This is a genomic window from Micromonospora sp. U21 (assembly GCF_018070045.1).
Classification (GTDB): domain Bacteria; phylum Actinomycetota; class Actinomycetes; order Mycobacteriales; family Micromonosporaceae; genus Micromonospora.
In genome coordinates, this window is the sequence record NZ_JAGPYK010000036.1 from 1 (window position 1) to 19,065 (window position 19,065).

Here is a 19,065-nt window from a genome sequence, read left to right on the forward strand (position 1 = left end):
GCGATGAAACGGAACGCCGCCCGCTTCCCCTCCGATGGATGCATCGCCATGGATCAGGCAAATCGTGCGAACAGTGCAGCAGACTAAACCGAAAAGTCGGGCACGACGTCATCGAATGCCCTCTCAGGACACCAACCGTAAGGTCCGCGATGTGGCCGAAGCCCTTGTCAACCAGGCGGTGCGGAGAACTCGGGCGTGAGCACCGGACCAGCCGATCAAGAGAATGAGACGTTGCCGGCCCTTCCGGACCAGCGGTCCCAGAAACTGCGGGAGGCGCTACTCGGCCTCGCCGGCCTGCCCGACGATTCTCCGGCACTGCCGGACCAGCTGAGCACGATCGTCCGGCTGAGCTCGGAGGTGGTGGATCCGGTCGACTTCGCCTCGATCACCATGCTCGCGGTGGAGGGCCACCGTACCCACGCCTCCAGCAGTGAGGAGGCCGAGGCCGTCGACCTGGCCCAGTACGCGGAGGACGCCGGCCCCTGTCTGCTGGCACTGCGCTCGGGCGAGACGGTCGGCGTACCCGACATCGGCGGAGCGGTGGTCTGGCCCGGCTTCCGAGACGTGGCCTGGCGGCACGGGGTCCGGGCCTCGCTGTCCGTTCCGCTCTTCGCCGGCAGCGGCGTCCCGGTGGCCGGGCTGAACCTCTACGCCCGGGACGCCGCCAGCATGCGGCTTCTGATCCAGCGGGTCCAGTCCTGCTATCACGCCGGACCGACCCAGGTGCTGCCCCGGATGGACGCCGGTAGCGAGCAGTTTCTCGCGGGGCTCGCGGGCGCGCTGCTCAGCCGTGATCTCGTGCAACGGGCGCTCGGCCTGCTGATGGACCGGGACAACATCGCTCTTGGGTCGGCCTACCGGCGGCTGGTCGAGGCGACCGAAGCCGGCGCGCGTGTGACCGACACGGCGACCGCCATCCTGCGCCAGTACGCGAGCTGACGCGGACGGGCCGCCCCGCGGCGACGCGCGGGCTGCCGGTGGCATGGTGGGCGCGCGGTTACCCGCCTACGGCGGTGGCCCCGGTACGCAGCCCGAGACGGTCCACTGCGGCCGACACGAGCTGCTCCGGAGGCAGCGAGACGTCGAGCACCAGACCCGGCGGCTCGCCCGGTTCGAACCGTTCCAGGATGGCCAGCTGAGAGTCCAGGAGGCTCGCCGGCATGTAGTGCCCCGCGCGTCGGGCCATCCGCTCCCGGATGACCTCCGCCGTCCCGTCCAGGTGGACGAAGTCCACGCTCGGAGGTCCCTGCCGGAGCACGTCCCGGTAGGACCGCTTCAACGCCGAGCAGGCAAGCACCGTCGACACGCCCTCGGCGTCACGGGTGGCCATCCAGTCGGCGAGGGCGCGGAGCCAGGGCCAGCGGGCGGCGTCGTCGAGGGGTACCCCGGAGCGCATCCTCGCCACGTTGGCCTCGGAGTGGAACTCGTCGGCCTCGGCGAAGGTCAGCCCGGCGAGGTCGCTGATGCCCCGCGCCACCGTCGTCTTGCCCGCACCGGACACACCCATCACGACGACATGCCGGGGCGGCTGCCGGCGGCCGGACCCGGCGGCGGCACCCTGCTCACCAGTCATGGACGGTCCCGTCCTTGAGCCGGTTGAACGGCAGGTAGGCCGGCACGTACGGGAACCGCTCGGCGGCCTCCTCGTCGAGTTCGACGCCCAGGCCCGGCTGCTCGCCCGGGTGGAGGTAGCCGTCGGCGAACGTGAAGGACTGCCGGAACACCTCGTCGGTCAGGGCGCCGTGCTGCATGTACTCCTGGATGCCGAAGTTGTGGATGGCCAGGTCGAGGTGCAGGGCGGCGGCCATGCCGACCGGTGAGATGTCGGTCGGGCCGTGGATGCCGGACTTGATCTGGTACTGCGCGGCGAAGTCGAGCAGCTTGCGCATCGCGGTGATGCCGCCGGTGTGGGTGACGGCGGACCGGACGTAGTCGATCAGCTGTTCGCGGATGAGCGTCTGGTAGTCCCACACGGTGTTGAAGACCTCGCCGATCGCCAGCGGCGTGGTCGTGTGCTGGCGGACCAGGCGCAGGGCCTCCTGGTTCTCGGCGGGAGTGCAGTCCTCGAGCCAGAACAGGTCGTACGGCTCGAGGTCCTTGCCGAGCCGGGCGGCCTGGATCGGGGTCATCCGGTGGTGACCGTCGTGCAGCAGCGGAAGCTCGGCCCCGAACTCGTTGCGTACCGCCTCGAAGACGCCGGGCAGGTGACGCATGTAGGAACGGGTGTCCCAGTCCTCCTCGGCCGGCAGCGGCGTGCGCTGCGCCGGTTCGTAGTCGTACCGCTTGCCGTCGGCGCTGGGCTGCGCGGCGACCCCGTAGACGGCGTTGATGCCCGGCACGGACGTCTGGACCCGGATCGATCGGAACCCGAGTTCGAGATGGTGGCGGATCGAGTCGAACAGTTCCGGGACATCGCGCCCCGATGCGTGGCCGTACGCCATGATGCCGGTCCGCGACGCGCCGCCCAGCAGCTGGTAGAGCGGCATGCCGACGGCCTTGGCCTTGATGTCCCAGAGCGCGACGTCCACGGCCGCGATCGCCGCCATGGTCACCGGGCCGCGCCGCCAGTACGCGGAGCGGTACAGGAACTGCCAGGTGTCCTCGATGCGGTGCGGATCGCGACCGATCAACAGCGGCACGACATGGTCGCGCAGGTACGAGGCGACCGACAGTTCCCGCCCGTTGAGGGTGCCGTCGCCCAGGCCGGTGACCCCGTCGTCGGTGGTGATCTTCAGGGTGACGAAGTTGCGGTCCGGGCTGGAGACGATGACGTCCGCTGCGACGATCTTCACGGGGTGCCTTTCTCAGGTGCCGCGCTGGGCGGGTTTAGCGGATGGTGCTTCCGGTCTCGTGTCCGTCGAGAAGGGACAGTTCGGCACGGCGCGGCAGGCCCTCCCAGTCGCCGTGGCCGGCGACGGCGAAGGCGCCCACGGTGACCGCCCGGCGCAGGCGGCCGTCGAGGTCGAGCCCGTCGAGATGCCCGGAGAGGTAGCCGGCGCTGAACGCGTCACCGGCCCCGACCGTGTCCACAGCGGTCACCGGCACCGCCGCGACGTGCCGGACGCCCTCGCGGGTGTGGGCCCGGGCGCCGTCGGCCCCGAGCTTCACCAGGACGGTCCGCACGCCGCGCGCCAGCAGGCGCGCGACGGCGGTGGATTCGTCCGCCCCCGGCTCGTCGACGAGGTCCAGCTCGTCGGCGGAGGCGATGACCAGCGAGGCGTACGCGGCCAGTGGAGTGAGCGCCGTGCGGGCCGCTTCCCGGGTCCAGAGCCGGGCGCGGTAGTTGACGTCGAGGCAGACCAGCGTCCCGGACCGGGACGCGGCCTCGGCCGCCCAGGTGGTGGCCTCGCGTGCGGTGCCGGACAGCGCCGCGGTGATCCCGGTCAGATGCAGCACCCGGGCGCCCTCGGCGATCGGTGTGCGCACGTCGTCGACGCTCAGGGCGGACCCGGCCGAGCCGGCCCGGTGGTACCGCACCCGGGTCACGTCGGCGGTGCGCCGTTCCAGAAACATCAGCCCTGCGGGCCGGGCGGGGTCGGTGGTCACGCCGTCGACGCGTACGCCTTCGGCGCGCAGTTGCCGCAGCACGTACTCGCCCAGCTCGTCGTCGCTGACCCGACCGACCCAGGCGGCCCGGTGGCCGAGCCGGGCCAGACCGATCGCGACGTTCGACTCCGCGCCGGCCAGGTGCATGGTCAGGGCGCCCCCGGCTGCCAGCGGTCCCGCCGCCCGCAGCGACACCAGTGACTCGCCGAAGGTGAGCAGGTCGACTGCGGTCATGAGGCCGTCCGGCCGGTCGCCGCCGCCAGGTAGGCGCGCGCCCGGACCCGCAGCGCGTCGAGGTCGCCGCCGGACGCGGCATCGCCCACCAGCGGGCCGCCGACGCCGACGGCGATGGCCCCGGCAGCCAGGTAGGCGGGCATCTCGGCCAGGCCCACCCCGCCGACCGCGACGAGGGGAAGCTCCGGGAACGGGTCGCGCAGCGCCCTGAGGTACGCCGGGCCGCCGACCGAGGCGGGGAAGAGCTTCACCGCGGACGCCCCCATCCGGACCGCGGTGTACGCCTCGGTCGGGGTGAGCGCGCCGGCCGCGACCGGTAGCCCGCGGCGAACGGCCTCGGGGATCGACTCGACGACGGCCGGGGTGACGACGAAGTGCGCTCCGGCGGCGGCCACGTCGGCGACGTCGGCGGCGGTGAGCACCGTTCCCGCGCCGATCACGGCCCCGACGGGCGCGGCCGTCCGGATGGCCTCGATGGCGCGCAACGCTCCCGGCGTGGTCAGGGCCACCTCGACGATGCGTACGCCCTCCTGGAGCAGCGCCACGCCGGTGGCGATCGCGGCGGCCGTGTCGGTGCCGCGGATGATCCCCAGTACGCGGGCCGCGGCGAGTTCGCCGGTCAGGTCGAGGGTCATGCTCACCATTCCGCGTAGGAGCCGTCGGGGTGCCGGAAGGTGGGGCTGCGCCACACGTGCCCGCGCTTGTCCGCCGCCCGTACCGCCTGCTCGTCGATCTCGATGCCGAGCCCCGGCGCGGTGAGCCGCTCGATGTGCCCGTCGACGAAGAGCAGCGGCGTGGTCTCCACGACGTAGTCGAGCACCTCGGCGCCGAGGTTGTAGTGGATGCCGATGCTCTGTTCCTGGATCAGGTAGTTGGGTGTGGCGAAACCGATCTGCAGGCACGCCGCGAGGGCGATCGGCCCGAGCGGGCAGTGCGGGGCGAGCTGCACGTCGTAGACCTCGGCGAGCGCGGCGATCCGGCGTACCTCGGAGATCCCGCCGGCGTGCGAGAGGTCCGGCTGGGCGACCGCGATGCCGGCCTGGAAGACGGGCAGGAACTCCTGCCGGCTGTAGAGCCGCTCTCCGGTCGACACGGGCGTGGTCGTGGACCGCACGAAGTCGCCGATGAGGTGGGAGTTCTCCGGTACGACCGGCTCTTCGAGAAAGAGCGGCCGATACGGCTCGAGCAGCGGGGCGACGCGGCGGGCGTTGGCGAGGGTGAACCGGCCGTGGAAGTCGACGGCGACGTCACGCTCGTCGCCCAGCACCTCCCGGGCGGCGGCGACCCGCTGGACCACCCCGTCCAGCTCGGCGACCGACGCGATCGGGCTCATCCGCCCCGAGGCGTTCATCTTGACGGCGGTCAGCCCGGCCGCCACCTGCGCCGCGATGTGGTCGCGGACCTCGCTGGGCTCGTCGCCGCCGACCCAGCCGTAGACCCGGATGCGGTCCCGGACCGGGCCGCCGAGCAGCTGGTGCACCGGTGCCCCGTACCGCTTGCCGGCGATGTCCCACAGCGCCTGGTCCAGGCCGGACACGGCGCTGGCCAGGATCGGGCCGCCCCGGTAGAAGGAGCCCTTCGTCATGGTCTGCCAGTGGTCCTCGATCCGCAGCGCGTCCCGGCCAATCAGGAGTTCGCTGAGCTGCTCCACGGCCGTGCGGACGGTTTCGGAGCGGCCCTCGCAGGTCGCCTCGCCCCAGCCGACGATCCCGGATTCGGTCTCGACGCGGACGAAGAGCCAGCGGGGGGCGACCAGGAAGGTCTCGACCCGAGCGATTGTCGTCACGGTGTCCTCAGCCCTTCGTCGCGCCGGCGGTGAGGCCGGAGACGACGTACTTCTGCACGAACAGGGCGATCAGCATGATGGGCAGGGTGACGACGCTGGCCGCCGCCATGAGGCCACCCCAGTCGATGCTGGCGTAGCCGACGAAGTCGAAGATCGCGACGGGCAGGGTCTTGGTGTCGGCCCCGGAGAGCACGAGGGCGAACATGAAGTTGTTCCAGGAGAAGATGAAGGACAGGATGCCGGCGGTGGCCACGCCGGGTATCGACAGTGGCAGCGTGATCCGGCGGAACGCGCCGATGTGGGTCAACCCGTCGACGAGCGCCGCTTCCTCGAGTTCGATGGGGAGGCTGTCGAAGTAGCCCATCATGATGTAGACCACCAGCGGCAGCGACACGAACATGTGGCTCAGGATGAGCACGCTGAAGCCGCCGACCATCTTCAGGTTCGAGAAGACGTAGTACCAGGGCACCAGCAGGGAGACGCCGGGGATGACCCGCGCCATCAGCACCACGAGCGCGGACTTGCGCATGTTGAAGCGGCTCATCGAGTACGCCGCGGGCACGCCGAGGACGATGGAGAGCACGGTGGCCGCGAAGGCCACCCAGAGGCTGTTGCCGATGAACTGGACGTAGTTCGCCTGCTCCAGGACGTTCGCGTAGTTGTCCAGGGTGGGCGAGAAGACGAGCGCCTTGCCCGTGTCGTAGATGTCGACGTTCGTCTTGAACGACGCGGCGACCATCCAGATCAGCGGTGCGAGCAGCGCGATCACCACGACGGTGAGCGCCACCACGCGGAACGCCCGGTAGGCGGGGCGGGACTTCATCGCTGCGCCTCCTTCCTACGCGACGTCAGGGCCCACATCGATCCGATGATGATCAAGAAGAAGATGATGAGAACCGTCGATGAGATGCCGTACTCGTTGTAGTCGAAGCTCAGGCCGTAGGCGTACACGTTGAGTGTCTCGACCTCGTGGAACGAGCCGCCGCCGCGGCCCTTCGTGGCGTAGAGGATGTCGAAGGTCTTCAGCGCGTCGATGCCGCGCAGCAGGATCGCGACGATCACGGTCGGCATCACCAGCGGCAGGGTGACGTGCCGGAACCGCTGCCAGGTGCTGGCGCCGTCGATGCGCGCCGCCTCCTGGGGCTCGTCGGAGAGCGAGGTCAGGCCGGCGAGCAGGATCAGGACCACCATCGGCGTCCACTGCCAGACGTCGATGAAGATCGTCGTGGGCAGCGCCGAGTGCTGGCCGGCCAGCCACGGTTGGGGTCCGATGCCGACCCAGCCGAGGACCTGGTTCGCCAGGCCGATGTTCGGGTCGAAGATGAGCCGCCACATCATGCCGACCGCGACCGGGGTGGCGACCAGCGGCATCAGGATGGCGACCCGGACCCATTTCTGACCCCGGAACGGTCGCCACAGCAGCAGCGCGATCGCCATGCCGAGGACGACCTCGAACAGCAGCGCGACCACGGTGAACGCGGCGGTGCGGCCGACGGCGGGCCAGAACCGGTCGGTGTCCGAGAGCACCTCGACGTAGTTCTGGAAGCCCACGAACTCGGATTCCGCCCGGACCGAGCCTTCGGCGTCGGTGAGGCTGAGGTATCCGGTCCAGGCCAGCGGAAAGACGATCAGCGCGGCGACGAAGATCATGGCCGGCGCCGCGAAGAGCCACTTGCGATGGTCGTTGGCCCAGCGTGCCCACGCCGGCGTGTCCGGCGTCTCCGAGGCTCTGCGGGGCGATCGGGTGGGGGTGGTCACTGCTGCCATGAGATCTCCGGGGTGGGCGGACCGGGCGGGGGTGGCGGAGCCGGACGGTTCCGCCACCCCCGCGCCAGGCTTACTTGGCCTCGTCGTCCAGGAACTTCTGGAACGCCTCGTTGGCGGTGTCGGCCGCCGCCGCCGCGTCCTTGCCGGCGATGGCGTCGACGATCGGCTGGCCGACGATCTCCCGGGCCTGGGCGACCTTGTTGACCAGCGGGCGGTCGTGACCCACGCCGTCCTTGGTGCTGGCCGCGATGGCCTCGACGAGGTCCTTCGGGTACGTGGCGGTGCCCTCCGGGTTGGCCCAGACCGAGGTACGCGCGCCCGGCACGCCGGACTTCTGCTGCGCGAGCGTCTGCTCCTTGCTGGTCGCCCACTCGACGAACTTCCAGGCGTTGCTCTGGTTCTCGGAGTTGTCGTTGATGCCCAGCGCCCAGGAGGGGATGTTGTAGGGCTTCGAACCGGCGGGACCGGCCGGGAAGGGCGCGAAGCCGACAGTCTCGGAGACCTTCGACTTGGCCGGGTCGGTGGCGTTCTTGTAGAGCGAGTTGGCCTCGGTGTAGAACGCCGCCTTGCCCTGGGTGAAGATGGCCATCGCCTCGGGCCAGCTCATGTCGGTGCTGACGTTCGCCGGGCCGTGGTCCTTGAGGAGCCCGCCGTAGTAGGCGTACGCCTGCTTGGCCTGCTCGCTGTTGACGGCGGCCTTGCCGCTGCTGTCGACGAAGTCACCGCCGAAGCTGTAGAGGAAGCTGGAGAACTGGGTGACCGCCGGCGACTTGCCGGTACGCGCCACGAAGCCCGCGACGCTCGGGTCGGCGGCCTTGATCTTGGCGGCGGCGGCCTTGAGCTCGTCGAGGGTCTTCGGTGGGGCGGTCAGACCGGCCTTGCCCAGCAGGTCCTTGCGGTAGTAGAGGACCTCCTGCTCGGTGATGATCGGGACACCGACCGCCTTGCCCTCGTACGAGGTGGCCTCCACCGGGCCGGCCTGGAAGTCGCTGACGTCCCAGTCCTTGTTGGACTTCACCTCGTCGGACAGGTCGGCGAGGTACTTGTTCTTGGCGAACAGCTTCCCCTCCTGCAGGGGCCGATACATCATCACGTCGATGTCGCTGGAGCCGGCGTTCAGCTTGACGTTGTACTGGTCGGAGAGCTGGTCCTCGCCGAGTTGCGTGATCTCGACCTTCAGGCCGGTCTGCTTCTCGAACTCGGGCAGGGCCTGCTTGATGTTCTCCGTCCACACGTGGTTGGCCAGGGTCACCCGCACGGTCTTCGACGAGGCGCTGTCGTCCCCGCCGCCGCCGCACGCCGACAGGCCCATGGCGGCAACCACGGCCAGAGAAGTTCCCAATATCGATCGACGCCGCACGTCCATCTCTCCTTCTGTCGTGGTCGCCGCTTCAGGGGTGGAGCGCGACCTCGCTGTTAACGTCCGCTTAACGTCCGGATGCTAGGCCGATAAAGCGGATTTATTCAAGGGGTGATCTCCAACTGATATGCTCCAACGCGTGGACCGGTCCTCATCAGGGGTTGCAGCCATCCAGAAGAAGGCCCCTGCCGAGGCCGGGCTGCACGCACAAGTTCTCGACCACCTCGGCACCGCCATCTGCGGCGGCCAGCTGACGCCCGGCTCCGTCCTCAACATCGACGAGCTGGTCGACCGGTACGGCGTGTCCCGCTCGGTCGTCCGCGAGGTCCTGCGGGTGCTCGCCGCCATGGGGTTCATCGAGACCCGCCGCCGGGTCGGGGTGATGATCCGACCGACACGCGACTGGAACGTCTTCGACCCGCAGGTGATCCGTTGGCGACTGGCCTCGGACGGTCGGATGGCGCAGATGCGCTCGATCACCGAACTACGGACGGCCGTCGAGCCGCACGCCGCCTGGCTGGCCGCTCGCCGGGTCGACCACGACGAGGCGAGCGACCTCGTCGGGCTGGCGGCCAAGATGTGGGCCGCCGGCAAGGCCGGGGACGAGGAGCGCTTCCTCGACCTCGACATCGAGTTCCACCGGCGGGTGCTGGCCGCCTCGGGCAACGAGATGTTCGTCAAGCTGCAGGACCTGGTGGCGGAGGTGCTCACCGGCCGCCACCACTACGACCTGATGCCGCACTACCCGCACGAGCAGGCGCTTCAACTGCACGCCGACGTGGCGCAGGCGATCCAGCGCCGAGACGGCGACCGCGCCCGCGCCGCCATGGTGCAGATCATGGAGCAGGCGTTCGGCGAGATGAAGTCGATGTGGGAGCAGACCGGCGAACCAGGCCGGGGCTGAGCGGCGTTCAACCGAAACCGACGCGATCGGCCTCGCCGGGTCAGATCGGTGGCTTCAGCCGACCTCGGCCGCGGACACCGACTGCGACGCGGGGGCCACGAGCTGATCCCCGAGCGGGCTGCGGCGGTACAGCACGTGCCGTCCGTCGCGCGCGCGGCTGACCAGGCCTGTCGCGTGCAGCACCCGCAGGTGCTGTGAAACGGCGCTGGGCGTCACGGTGAGCCGGCGAGCGATCTCCACCGTCGGCAGCGGCTCGTCGAGGAGGCCCAGCAGTCGAGTTCTGGGCGCGCCGAGAAGCGACGTGAGGGCGGCCCCGTCGGCGGTCGGCGTCGGGGCCCACAGCGTCGCTACGCCACGGCAGGGGTATGCCAGCAGTGGCGGTTCCTCCGGACTGACCGGCGGGGCGGGCTTGTGGGCGAACACCGATGGCAGCAGCAGCAGTCCTCGGCCGGACACCACGACCCGGTGCCTGCCGATCATCTTGTCGATGTGCAGCACGCCGTCGTGCCACCGCAGGTTCGGGTGCATGTCGGCGAAGAGCAGGCGCGCGCCGCCTAGGGCCAGCTGCCGGGCGCGGTAGGTCATGTCGGCTTCGAGTACGAGTCGCATCTGTGGCCAGGTCGGCTTGATCGCTACGTCCCAGTAGCGCTGCAGAGCAGCACAGACGGCATCGCGAAGCGCGAGGGCAGGAGCGTCGTCGTCTGCGGCGATCTCCCGCAGGACGTCGGGAAGCCGGCCACGCGGGTACGCGGCCAACACGTCGCGGCGGACGATGCCCGGAGGCGTCCGGCGTACGATGGTCAGCTCTTCCTCGAATGTCGCGGCGAACCTCGTCGGCCGCGGCGTCAGGAAATCCGGAAGGGCGCGGTCCGGCCCGACCAGGGCCGTCAACAGCTCAGCGTCGAGGGCGTCGAGCCTGCCCAGAACCGATCTTCGCCACGGTAGGTGCAGCGCGTAGAGGCCGGGCTCGCGCAGTACCCGGAAACTCAGCACGGTCTCGTGGATCGGTGAGATTCCGAATCGGGTGTCCGCGAGGTCCTCGACGCCGAGTACAAAGCTGATCATTAAGCAATATGCTACATCGCTTGGCGGCCGACGGCCCGTGCCATGGACTCTCCGGCATGACACATCAGATCAACACGGCAGATCAGGCCAACCGAGGGCGTACGGCGATCGTCACGGGCGCGGCGCGAGGAATCGGAGCGGCGGTGGCCCGGCGCCTGGCGCGGGACGGCCTCGCGGTCGGGGTGATCGACCTGAGCGAGGAAGACTGCGCCGGCACCGTCGGAGCCATCACCGCCGACGGCGGAACAGCGGCTGCCTTCGCCGCCGACGTCGATGACGAGAACGCCGTGGCCACTGCCGTCACCCGGATCGCCGCAGAGTTGGGATCACCAACGGTGCTGATCAACAACGCTGGCATCGGCGGCCCCAACGTCGGCGTCGAGGAGACGAGCACTGAGCAGTGGGACGCGGTCACGGGAGTCAGTCTGCGGGGCGCCTTCTTCCTCACCCGGGCTGTGACCCCCTACATGACGGCGACCGGCTGGGGACGGATCGTCAGCATGTCGAGCATCTCCGCGCCCGGCGATGCCGGCCGCGTCGACTACACCAGCGCGAAGGCTGGCCTGATCGGCTTCACCAAGTCGCTCGCCCGCCAGCTCGGGCCGCACGGCGTGACCGCCAACGCCATCGCCCCGGGCTTCGTCGTCAGTGACATGACCAGGGTCGCGGCCCGGCGGCGCGGTCGCAGCTTCCAAGAGCATCAGCGGATCGTGGCGCAGTCCATCCCGGTCCGCCGGGTCGGCCAGCCGGAGGACATCGCGTATACCGCGTCGTTCCTCGTGAACCCCGAGGCGGGGTTCGTCAACGGCCAGGTCATCTACGTGGTCGGCGGAGCGGTGGACTGACGTGCCCGACGATTTCCAGGAGGCGGGTGCCGCATGAGCCGCCGGGTGGTCCTGCTGCTGGCCCTCACGTGCGGGGTGGCCGTCGGCAACATCTACTTCCCGCAGACGCTCAGTCCGTTGGTCGCGGCCGGCCTGCACGTCAGCCTCGACTCGGCCGCACTGGTCGTCACCGCGACGCAGTTCGGCTACGCTGCCGGGATCTTCCTGCTGGTGCCGCTGGGCGATCGACTCGCGCACGGGCCACTGATCGTCACGCTGCTCGCTCTCGCCGGGTTGGGACTGCTCGCCGCGGGCCTCGCTCCCTCGCTGCCGTCGCTCATCGGCACGAGCGCCCTCGTCGGCGTCACGACCGTGGTGGCGCCGATCGTTGGCCCGATGGCGGCCGGCCTCGTAGCCGACGACCAGCGTGGAGCGGTCAGCGGGACGTTGCTGAGCGGCTCGATCGCCGGCATGCTGCTGTCCCGCACTGTCGCAGGGACCGTCGGTGACTGGCTGGGCTGGCGCGGTCCCTACCTGGTAGCCGCGGCGGTCGTGCTGTTCGTCGCCGTGGTGATGGCCCGCGTACTGAAGACCACGCCTCCGCCGTCCGGGCACCGTTATCCGAGGCTGCTGGCCGAACCGCTGCGCTTGCTGCGTACCGAGCCGGACCTGCGCGGTTCCTGCTTCTATCAGGCGACGATATTCGCCGGTTTCTCGGCGGCCAGGACGGGCGTGGCACTGCTCCTGACCGGCCCGACGTACGGCCTGGGCGCACCGGCGGTCGCGGCGGCGGCCATGCCGATCCAACTGGTCGTGCAGAAGGTGAAGTCGTACGTGGCCGACCCCACGCAGTACGACCCGTCAGGTGGGCAGTTCGATCAGAGCCAGGTTCCGGTCCACCGCCGTCCACGCCTCCCGGGCTCCTAGGACCGGCTCGATGCGAGGAACGGTGTACCAGTTGGTGCCGATGCCGGTATGTAGCGGCACCGCCGACTCCAGCCCGGGTCCCAGCTCGTAGATGTTGTCGCCGAAGTTCGCCCCGGCGTAGACCCGGCCGCGGTGGGCGGCGACCTCCCCGTAGCCGCTGAGCTTGCCGGACCGCAGCACGGTGCCGGTGGTGAGGTCGTACGCGAGCCAGGTGCCGCTCGTGCGCTTGTAGAGCGCGTAGAGCACCCCGTTGAGCACCTCGACGTGTTGCATGCTGGGCTGGCCGGGCAGTGGCGCGAAGCGGTCGACCACCTCGCGGCGGTTGATGTCGAACACCGCCACCTGGGAGGTGGGCTCGGTGGGCGGCATGCCGTTGCCGCCCCAGGTGTCCCCGGCGATGTAGGCCAGATCCCCGTCCAACGCGATGGCGTTCAGCGCCTGGTTCGGCAGGATGTCGAGGCGTACGTCCATCTTCCCGGTCGCCGGGTCCAGGAGCGTGAGGGCGCCCTGCAAGCTGCCGTAGCGCGGGGCCGACGCGATCAGGACGAGGCCGGACGGCTTGTGGTGCACGACGTCCCAGGGCCGCTGCTGGTTGTTGCCGATCCTGCCGAAGCTGCGGACCCGACCGGTCCGAGGGTCCAGGTCGATGATCTCGCTGCTCGGGTACAGGGCGCTGATCATCCGGTTCCGCCACGCGACGATGTCCTTCGCCTCGCCCCCGACGGGATACCGGCGGCTGATGCCGCGGGCGGGTTCGTGCACGGTGATCGCGAAGTGCCCGCCGACGTAGACCGCGCCGTCGGGCGCGGCGCACATCGACTGGAGGAGTTCGGGGCCGGCCGCCCGCGGGTCGTCGGTCAGGTCGTCCTGCTCCACCGTGTTCTGTCCGGGCATGAGGATGGACACCCGGCCACTGCCGTTGGCGGCGAAGACGGTGCCGTCGGGGAGCAGCGCCACGCCACGTCCCTCGTCGCCTTCCGGGCTCTGCGCGATCTTGACCAACCGGTCGCCCTCCCGGCGGAGGATCGATCCGGTCAGCCGTCCGAGGGCGAGCAGCCCACCGTCTCCGGTGACGGTCAGCGAGTCGACCAGGTACTCCTCGTCGGCGGGCACCTCGACGTGGCCGGAGCCGTCTCGGGCGATGTCGTGGACCCCGAAGGCGGACGCGGCGTAGACCCGGCCGCCGCCCGTGGCCAGTGCACCGAGCCCCGCGTCGAGTGGGGTGCCGGCGGGCATGATGTCGAGCTTCGCCCCGGTGCTGCGGTCGATCCGGATGATGTGGGAGGGGATCGTGCCCGCGTACACGTAATTCTCGTCCGCGGCGAGCAGCCGGGCGTACTGGGATCCGGGGAAGGCGCGCCCGAGGTTGGTCAGCGCTCCGGTCGCCGGTTGCAGGGACCAGACCTCGCCACGGGGATAGGTGCCGAAGTAGACGACGCCGTCCGGTGCGGTGGTGGCGGCGAACACGATCGTGCCGGACGGGCCGATGGTGCCGAGGAGCCGGGCGGTCCGGGTTGCCGGGTCGTACTCGACGATGTCGCCGAACGAGTACGTGCCGATGTAGACCTTGCCGCCGGAGACGGTGCAGGCCCACCCGCCGTCGCCCCGTTCCAGCGGGACCACGTCGGTCACGGCGCGAGAGACGATGTCGTACGTGACCACCTTCGGCGGCGTCTGCCCACGGGTGACGAAGTACCCGGCGGTGCCGTCCACGGCCATGCCCACGATGGCCGCGCTCAGCGACGCCGGGCCGAACTGCCCCGGCTGACGCGGGCCGTTGGCCGCGGCCGGCAGTTCGCCGAGCACGCTGCCGCCCAGCGCGGACAGTGCCGCGAGTTGGATCACGTTACGTCGGTTGAGACGCGTCATGCGCATGGTCCTCTTCGGAGAGAGATGTCAGCGAGCGGCGATCGGTGAGCGTGCCTTCGGGTTCGGCGGCGGCCCGGGCGCGGGCAGGGGCCGACGGGAGGAGTGCCGCTCCGCCGGTGAGTGCGGCGGCCGGCAGGAGATGGCGACGAGCGACCATGGGCGCTGCCTTTCGGCCGGGACCGGAATTGCACAGAGTCTAGTACGGCAGTCGGCCGTCGGGACATGGTCAATGGGGAATTGATTGATGAGTTCGAGGGCCAGACCCAATGCGATCCGTAGCTACCGGCGGGGGGGCTCGGGCCGTTGACGTCGGTGGAGAGTAGGGCCTAAGGTCATTGCGGCCCCGCCCGATATGGGTTGCGAAGGGTCACACCAGCAACAGCTCACCGACACCCCGGGGGACCGCCCGCGGGGCCTCATCCAGATTCCGGTACTGACCGTCTCGGCTCGGCCGCCGGCTCCCCGGCGGTCGCTGGAAGAGAGGCAGGCGCTCATGACGAACCGCCGCACGTTGCTCCGCTCCGCCGTCGCCCTCACCGCCGCGCCGGCCCTGGCCATCGCCCGGACCGCGAACCCCGCGATCGCAGACGTCTCCACCGCCGACTCCGCCGCCGGGGTGGCCGTCGACCCCTTCGGCATCCCGCTGCGCGACGTGCTGCTCATCGGTGGCACCGTCGCCCCCGGCCCGACCGGAAAGCCGGTGCTCTGGTCCGCGGTGTCCGGGGAGCCCGCCCGGCTGGCCGCGATCGACCCGGCCACCGGCCGGACCGTCTCCGCCCAGGACCTCACCGGCGCCCCCGGCTCGTACGCGGTGGCCGCCGCACCCGACGGCACCGTCTACGTCGGCGCGTACAACACCGGGGACCTGTACCGCCGCCGGCCCGGCCCGGACAGCCCGGTCGAAAACCTCGGCCGTCCACTGCCGTCCGAGACGTACATCTGGCGGATCGCCGTGGACTACGCCGGAGTCGTCTTCGGCGGCACCTTTCCCGGCGCGCGGGTCTTCGCCCGTGACCCGGCCACCGGGACGACCCGCGACTACGGCCAGGTGCTTCCCGGCGCCCAGTACGTCCGGAGCCTCGCTGTCACCGCCGACAAGATCTACGCCGGCACCCAGCCGGACGCCCACCTGTTCGAAATCGACAAGGCCACCGGCGAGCGGCGCGAACTGCCGCTGCCCGACGGCCTCGGCGCCGGCATCGGCCAGACGGTGTACGACCTCAACGCCCACGACGGCCGCGTGTACGCGCGGTTCGGCTCGGCCACCATAGGCCGGCTCGGCGTGTACGACGTCGCCGCACGGCGGTGGACCGACCTGATCGACGACGTCGCCGGCCTGGACGTCTCCGCACCCGGCCCCGGCGGCCTGGTCTACCTCACCCGCGCCGGGCGGCTCACCGGCTACCACCCGGGCAAGCGGACGTTCACCGACACCCCGCTGGTCTTCCCCGGCCGGGTGGTCAACAACCGGGGCATCGGCTGGGTGAACCTCCGCGACCGTGACTGGCCGGGTCGCACGCTCGTCGGGCTGCTCTGGCGCGGCGACATGTTCCGCTGGAACCCGCTCACCGGGCGGGCCGACGTGGTGCCGACCGACGTGCCCGGCGCGCCGATCCCGATCGCGGCGCTGCACGTCGGCCCGACCGGCACCGTCTGGGTCGGTGGCTACCTCAACGGCGGCCTGGCCCGGGTGGACCCGGACACGGGCGTGTCGACCTTCCAGCGGTTCGCCCAGGTGGAGAGCGTGCTGGATTCCGGCAACCGGGTCTGGCTCGGGGCGTACCCGGACTCCCGGCTGTACCGGTACGACCCGGCCGCGCCATGGCACAGCCCCGAGTATTCGCCCGGCCCGCCCGGCAGCGCCGACAACCCGGCGAAGCTGCTCGACCTGAAAACCGCCGACCAGGTGCGGGCCCGGGCGCTGACCGACGCCGGCGACAAGGTCGCGTACGGCACCATGCCCAACACCACCCTCGGCGGCGTGCTGGCCATTGTGGACAAGGTCACCGGCGCGTCGCGCGTGCACGGGCCGGTGGTCACCGACCAGTCGATCGTCAGCCTCGTCCATGTCAACGGCCTGCTCGTCGGCGGCACCTCCATCTCCGGTGGGTACAGCGTGCCCCCGCCCATCCAGACCGAGGCGATGCTGTTCGGCTGGGACGTCGCCGGCGACGCCAAGACGTTCGAGTTCGTTCCGGTGCCGGGCGCGACGGCGATCCCCGCGCTGGCGGTGGACCGCACCGGGCTGCTCTGGGGCCTGGCCGGCGGCCAGCTCTTCGCCGTCGACCTGGCCACCCGCTCGGTCGTCCAGCGCCTCCAGCTCGCCCCGGGTGTCGCCGACAGCCGTGGCAAGATCGGCTACGACGCCCCGCGTCACCTGTTGTACGCGCTGGTGCGCGGCCAGCAGGTCGTGCAGGTGGACCTGGCCACCGGGGCCACCCGGCAGCTGCTGGAGCAGCAGGCGGAGTTCCTCGCCGTGCACCCGGACGGCCGGCTCTTCCTCGGCGACGGCGAGCACCTGCACCGGGTCACCGTGACCGGCTGACCGCCGCCCGGGCCGGCAGCGGAGGCCAGCGCCGACCGCCCGGGTGCATCAGCGCCGGCACGGACTGGAGCGGGCCGGCGATCCCCCTCGGGATCGCCGGCCCGCCGCCGTTCGCACCGGGTGCGGGGTCTACAGCTGGATGCGGACCAGGTTGCGGCCGCGCAGGGCGTACAGCGCCGAGCCGTCCGGGGCGGCGGCGAGCAGCGCCCCGCCGCCGTACCACTGGGCGTTCAGGCCGGTGACGAACGGGGTGACCGTCATCGTCGCCGGGTCCAGCTTCCAGACGTCCCTGCCGTTGGTGCCGTAGATCGTCGGGCCGACCTGCACCAGGGTGTTCTGCCCGGACGCGACCGTGGTGGTGGCCACCACCTGGCGGGTCCGCTGGTCGACGGCGAAGAGCACGCCGGTCTCGGTGAGGCCGAGGATCCGGTCGCCGGTGGCGACGAGTTCAACGATCTGCCTCGCGCCGGGGACCGGGGTGATCTCCCAGGTCTTCGTCCGGGTGGCCAGGTCGAAGCCGGCGAGCCGGGCCTCGGTGGCCCGGGGTGTGGTGCCGAGTCCGCCGTTGATGCTGCTGCCGAGGAACGCGGTGCCGTGCTTGACCGCCACCGACCGTATCGACTGGTCGGGGATGACGTCGCGGTGCACGTCCAGCGCACCGGACCGGGGGTCGTAGAAGGAGACGGCGCCGCCGTGGCGGCCGTACTCCGGTTCGGTGCCGACGGTGAGCAGCTTGTCGGCGGGGGACCAGGTCGCGTCGAGCGGCCGGTTCTGCTCGTGGCCGATCGTGGTCACCCGGCGCGGGTCGCCGTCGGGTGCCATCCGGAACAGGTACGCCAGCGTGTAGACCGACATCCAGATCTCACCGGCGACCGGGGTCATCGCCTTGGCCTCGCCGGGCAGGAACCGGCGGGTTGAGGTGCCGGCGACTAGGTCGTGCACCTGCACACCGGCCTTGCCGGAGACGTACACCCGGGGGCCGTCGGTGGCGATCGCCATGGCCAGTTCCGGCGCCGGCGGCATGCCGGCCTCGGTGAGGTCGACCCCGGTCAACGCGCCGGTGGTCAGGTCGTAGGTGACGACGGTGTTGGTGACCACGCCGCGCAGTTGGTCGCCGGTGATGAAGATCCGGCCGAAGGAGGCGCCGTCGTAGGGCACGGCCAGGGTGCTGAGCTGCCCGGTGTCCCGGTCGTACCGGCGCAGCGTGCCCGAGGGCCGGGTGCCGACGTAGACGTCGTTGCGGCCGGGGTCGATGGCGATCGCGGTGATGTAGCTGTCCGGTGTCTGCACGACCTCGTAGCGCGACGGGTCCGCGGTGTCGATCAGCAGCATGGTGCCGGTGGGGGAGAGGGCGGCGGCGAGGAGACCGTCGGACAGGGCGAGGGTGCCGACGAAGGTACGGTCGGCGAATTCCGGCGGCAGGATCTCCCGCTTCGCGCCGGTGGCCCGGTCGATGGCGATCAGGTGGGCGTGCGCGCCGACGCCGGCGTAGATGGTGGTCGCGTCGACGGCGATGCTGCGCACGTACTGCTCGCCGGGGACGGCGACGCCGTAGTCGCGGGTGGTGCCGGTGGCCGGGTCGTAGGAGAAGACCCGCCCGTTGGGATAGGTGCCGCCGTAGAGGACGCCGTCGGGCGCGGCGGCCAGGGCCCAGATGAATTGGTCGGGGGAGACGTCGGCGACCTTGGTGGCCGCGGTGCCGGTGGTGTCCACTCGGTACAGGTCGCCCGGGTCATAGGTGCCGACGTACAGGTCGGTGCCGACCGCCGCGGTGGCCCAGGCGCCACCGCCGGTCGGCAGTTCATAGCGTCGGTTCACCCGCTGCTCGGCCAGGTCGTAGCCACCCACCACGACCGGCGTCACACCGCCGGTGGCCGTGTAGATCGTGCCGTCGATCAGCTCAGAGCCGTTGACGGAGGTGACCTCGGAGGCGGGCCCGAGGTCGGTGATGGTGCCGGGCGGTGCTCCGGCGTGGACGGTTGCCGCCGGAATGGTCATCTCGGCGTGGGCGGATGCCGCCGGGACCGCCAGCACGGCGGCGGCCAGCGCAAGTGCCGCGATCAGCGCGGTACGTCGCAACACGACCTCCAGGACTCACAGTTTCGGTCAGGGCTGTAACCGCTCCAGCGGACCATGGTGAGCGTGACGCGTCGAGGCCCGGCGCCAAGTTTCGTCATCGAATGCAAGCATCGATTGAGAACGCTGGAATTCCGGGCGCCACCGTAATAGGGTGCCGGC

The 19,065-nt window shown here is 70.8% G+C and carries 16 protein-coding genes; 5 read left to right on the forward strand and 11 right to left on the reverse strand.

Features of this window, described 5'->3' with window-relative positions:
• Positions 1-195 precede the first annotated feature (195 nt).
• Positions 196-939: a GAF and ANTAR domain-containing protein gene (locus KBX63_RS30065; protein ID WP_210917092.1), complete on the forward strand. Its 744-nt coding sequence runs from the start codon at positions 196-198 to the stop codon at positions 937-939.
• Between the two features lie 58 nt (positions 940-997).
• Here KBX63_RS30065 and KBX63_RS30070 read toward each other — a convergent pair whose 3' ends face one another.
• From KBX63_RS30070 to KBX63_RS30105, 8 genes are all read right to left on the reverse strand, one after another.
• The gene (locus KBX63_RS30070) at positions 998-1,573 is read right to left on the reverse strand and encodes a gluconokinase (RefSeq protein WP_210917094.1); all 576 of its coding nucleotides are present in this window, start codon (positions 1,571-1,573) and stop codon (positions 998-1,000) included.
• Positions 1,563-2,792 carry a D-mannonate dehydratase ManD gene (manD, locus tag KBX63_RS30075; protein WP_210917097.1) on the reverse strand — a complete coding sequence of 410 codons (1,230 nt, stop codon included), beginning with the start codon at positions 2,790-2,792 and terminating at the stop codon, positions 1,563-1,565. Before manD ends, KBX63_RS30070 begins: the two co-directional genes overlap by 11 nt.
• A gap of 34 nt (positions 2,793-2,826) precedes the next feature.
• Positions 2,827-3,780: a sugar kinase gene (locus tag KBX63_RS30080; RefSeq protein WP_210917099.1), complete on the reverse strand. Its 954-nt coding sequence runs from the start codon at positions 3,778-3,780 to the stop codon at positions 2,827-2,829.
• Positions 3,777-4,415, reverse strand: coding sequence for a bifunctional 4-hydroxy-2-oxoglutarate aldolase/2-dehydro-3-deoxy-phosphogluconate aldolase (locus KBX63_RS30085; RefSeq protein WP_247663657.1), 639 nt, complete (start codon positions 4,413-4,415; stop codon positions 3,777-3,779). Before KBX63_RS30085 ends, KBX63_RS30080 begins: the two co-directional genes overlap by 4 nt.
• 2 nt (positions 4,416-4,417) lie before the next feature.
• Positions 4,418-5,566 (reverse strand): galactonate dehydratase, encoded by a 1,149-nt coding sequence (gene dgoD / locus KBX63_RS30090; RefSeq protein ID WP_074311477.1) that lies wholly within the window; start codon positions 5,564-5,566, stop codon positions 4,418-4,420.
• A gap of 7 nt (positions 5,567-5,573) precedes the next feature.
• On the reverse strand, positions 5,574-6,389 hold the full coding sequence (locus KBX63_RS30095; RefSeq protein WP_210917105.1) for a carbohydrate ABC transporter permease: 816 nt from the start codon (positions 6,387-6,389) through the stop codon (positions 5,574-5,576).
• On the reverse strand, positions 6,386-7,333 hold the full coding sequence (locus KBX63_RS30100) for a carbohydrate ABC transporter permease (RefSeq protein WP_210917107.1): 948 nt from the start codon (positions 7,331-7,333) through the stop codon (positions 6,386-6,388). The genes KBX63_RS30095 and KBX63_RS30100 overlap by 4 nt, the downstream gene beginning before the upstream one ends.
• Positions 7,334-7,403: 70 nt before the next feature.
• Positions 7,404-8,645, reverse strand: a complete 1,242-nt coding sequence (locus KBX63_RS30105; protein WP_247663658.1) for a sugar ABC transporter substrate-binding protein — start codon at positions 8,643-8,645, stop codon at positions 7,404-7,406.
• Positions 8,646-8,832: 187 nt separating this feature from the next.
• On the opposite strand from KBX63_RS30105, the gene KBX63_RS30110 reads away from it, so the two are divergent.
• Positions 8,833-9,597: a FadR/GntR family transcriptional regulator gene (locus tag KBX63_RS30110; protein WP_307871889.1), complete on the forward strand. Its 765-nt coding sequence runs from the start codon at positions 8,833-8,835 to the stop codon at positions 9,595-9,597.
• Positions 9,598-9,651: 54 nt separating this feature from the next.
• On the opposite strand, the gene KBX63_RS30115 is transcribed toward KBX63_RS30110, so the two are convergent.
• Entirely contained in the window at positions 9,652-10,662 is a 1,011-nt protein-coding gene (locus tag KBX63_RS30115) for a helix-turn-helix transcriptional regulator (protein WP_210917112.1), read from the reverse strand.
• Between the two features lie 56 nt (positions 10,663-10,718).
• Here KBX63_RS30115 and KBX63_RS30120 point away from each other — a divergent pair, with 56 nt between their 5' ends.
• Together KBX63_RS30120 and KBX63_RS30125 are read left to right on the forward strand one after the other, a co-directional pair.
• Positions 10,719-11,507: an SDR family NAD(P)-dependent oxidoreductase gene (locus tag KBX63_RS30120; RefSeq protein WP_210917113.1), complete on the forward strand. Its 789-nt coding sequence runs from the start codon at positions 10,719-10,721 to the stop codon at positions 11,505-11,507.
• A 33-nt stretch (positions 11,508-11,540) separates the two neighbouring features.
• Complete coding sequence (locus tag KBX63_RS30125; RefSeq protein WP_210917114.1) at positions 11,541-12,413, forward strand: MFS transporter; 873 nt, start codon at positions 11,541-11,543, stop codon at positions 12,411-12,413.
• On the opposite strand, the gene KBX63_RS30130 is transcribed toward KBX63_RS30125, so the two are convergent.
• Positions 12,348-14,282: a PQQ-like beta-propeller repeat protein gene (locus KBX63_RS30130; RefSeq protein ID WP_210917115.1), complete on the reverse strand. Its 1,935-nt coding sequence runs from the start codon at positions 14,280-14,282 to the stop codon at positions 12,348-12,350. The two genes, KBX63_RS30125 and KBX63_RS30130, sit on opposite strands and share 66 nt — an antisense overlap.
• Before the next feature lie 493 nt (positions 14,283-14,775).
• Here KBX63_RS30130 and KBX63_RS30135 point away from each other — a divergent pair, with 493 nt between their 5' ends.
• A complete protein-coding gene (locus KBX63_RS30135; protein ID WP_210917117.1) occupies positions 14,776-16,827 on the forward strand; it encodes a hypothetical protein in 2,052 nt (683 codons plus the stop codon).
• A gap of 129 nt (positions 16,828-16,956) precedes the next feature.
• Here KBX63_RS30135 and KBX63_RS30140 read toward each other — a convergent pair whose 3' ends face one another.
• A complete protein-coding gene (locus tag KBX63_RS30140) occupies positions 16,957-18,906 on the reverse strand; it encodes a hypothetical protein (protein ID WP_210917119.1) in 1,950 nt (649 codons plus the stop codon).
• Positions 18,907-19,065 lie beyond the last annotated feature (159 nt).

Excerpts from the sequence above, each read along its gene's own strand:
- KBX63_RS30070 (WP_210917094.1), bottom strand. The coding sequence starts at position 1,573 with ATGACTGGTGAGCAGGGTGCCGCCGCCGGGTCCGGCCGCCGGCAGCCG.
- KBX63_RS30080 (WP_210917099.1), bottom strand. The coding sequence starts at position 3,780 with ATGACCGCAGTCGACCTGCTCACCTTCGGCGAGTCACTGGTGTCGCTG.
- KBX63_RS30085 (WP_247663657.1), bottom strand. The coding sequence starts at position 4,415 with ATGACCCTCGACCTGACCGGCGAACTCGCCGCGGCCCGCGTACTGGGG.
- KBX63_RS30095 (WP_210917105.1), bottom strand. The coding sequence starts at position 6,389 with ATGAAGTCCCGCCCCGCCTACCGGGCGTTCCGCGTGGTGGCGCTCACC.
- KBX63_RS30100 (WP_210917107.1), bottom strand. The coding sequence starts at position 7,333 with ATGGCAGCAGTGACCACCCCCACCCGATCGCCCCGCAGAGCCTCGGAG.
- KBX63_RS30105 (WP_247663658.1), bottom strand. The coding sequence starts at position 8,645 with ATGGGCCTGTCGGCGTGCGGCGGCGGCGGGGACGACAGCGCCTCGTCG.
- KBX63_RS30115 (WP_210917112.1), bottom strand. The coding sequence starts at position 10,662 with ATGATCAGCTTTGTACTCGGCGTCGAGGACCTCGCGGACACCCGATTC.
- KBX63_RS30120 (WP_210917113.1), top strand. The coding sequence starts at position 10,719 with ATGACACATCAGATCAACACGGCAGATCAGGCCAACCGAGGGCGTACG.
- KBX63_RS30125 (WP_210917114.1), top strand. The coding sequence starts at position 11,541 with ATGAGCCGCCGGGTGGTCCTGCTGCTGGCCCTCACGTGCGGGGTGGCC.
- KBX63_RS30130 (WP_210917115.1), bottom strand. The coding sequence starts at position 14,282 with ATGACGCGTCTCAACCGACGTAACGTGATCCAACTCGCGGCACTGTCC.
- KBX63_RS30135 (WP_210917117.1), top strand. The coding sequence starts at position 14,776 with ATGACGAACCGCCGCACGTTGCTCCGCTCCGCCGTCGCCCTCACCGCC.